The organism is Halolactibacillus miurensis, assembly GCF_900116255.1.
GTDB lineage: Bacteria > Bacillota > Bacilli > Bacillales > Amphibacillaceae > Halolactibacillus > Halolactibacillus miurensis.
The window spans coordinates 1-1331 of record NZ_FPAI01000059.1; the positions used below are offsets into that span (position 1 = coordinate 1).

The following is a 1331-nucleotide window of genomic DNA, read 5'->3' on the forward strand; positions in this document are numbered from 1 at the left end:
GTGAATACTGCATTGAAATAGAGCCACTTGAGCGGAAAATAGAGCCATTCAGGGCGGAGAACTGAGCCACTGAGTGCAATGAAGAGAGCCACACCAACTTAATATGATATATAAAGACAAAATCTTCTGTATAATGAGCTTGCGTACCTAACGGTACGACATTATAAACAGGAGGTTTTTTTTGATGGTTAAATATCGACAGATATTAGACCTACACTTCAAGTCTGTTTCCCAAAGAACAATCAGTACGAGTGTAGGTAGCTCAAGAAACACGGTATCTGATGTCATCACTCGCGCTGAAAGGGCTGGTGTGAGTAAGTTAACCGATGACATGACGAACGCATGGTTGGCTAAACTTTTATATCCAGAGAAGCAAGCAGTTGAAAAAGGATATTATCCGCCAGATTGGGAGAAAGTTCATAAGGAACTTCAAAAGAAGAATATTACCTTAAAGTTACTCCATACGGAGTACAGTGACGAGGCTAGGAGTAGTGGTAAGTTACCTTATGCCTATCGATCGTTCACCGAGAAATACAATCTATACGCAAAGAAACACAAAGCGACGATGCCAATCAAACGTAAACCAGGTGAAATACTAGAAGTGGATTGGGCTGGGTCAACGCTGTCCCTTAAGGATCGCGAAAATGGCGGTGATATGCCTGTGTATATTTTTGTCGCGACATTTCCCTACAGTCAGTACAGTTATGTCGAAGGATTTTTAGATATGAAATCAAGCAACTGGTTAACGGCTCATATTCACGCTTTTGAATACTTTGGAGGTGTTGCCGAATCACTTGTCTCTGATAATTTGAAAACTGGTGTGATAAAACCTGTAAAGGGGGAACCGATTTTGAATGAGTCCTACCGGGAACTAGCTGACTATTACCAGACAAGCATTGTTCCTGGACGTGCCCGAAAACCTAAAGATAAACCATCTGTCGAAGGCACTGTTGGCTTTATATCACGTCAAATTATCGCTGCGTTAAGACACTATCAGTGCTTTAGTTTAGCTGAACTGAACGATCAAATACGCTTACGATTAGACGACATTAATCAAGAGCCGTTTCAAAAACGACCAGGGTCACGAAAAATTGTCTTTGATGAAGAGGAACGCGATTATCTTATCCCATTACGCCAGCCACGTCTAAAATTATCGGAGTGGAGAATAGCGAGAGTTCAATCAAACTACCACATTCAAATTGATCGCATGTATTACTCCACTCCCTATGAATATATCCAAAGTGACGTTGACGTTCGTCTATCTAAGGATGTACTAGAAGTATACTTTAAAGAGGCAAGAATTGCATCACATAAACGGGTATATGGTGAAC

Annotated in this window: 1 protein-coding gene; it reads left to right on the top strand. The window is 41.0% G+C overall.

Annotation, left to right across the window (positions count from 1 at the left end; translation table 11 throughout):
• Nucleotides 1–184: 184 nt before the first annotated feature.
• Nucleotides 185–1331: IS21 family transposase (gene istA / locus BM390_RS15145; protein WP_089855784.1), on the top strand; the 1147-nt coding region annotated here is incomplete at its 3' end.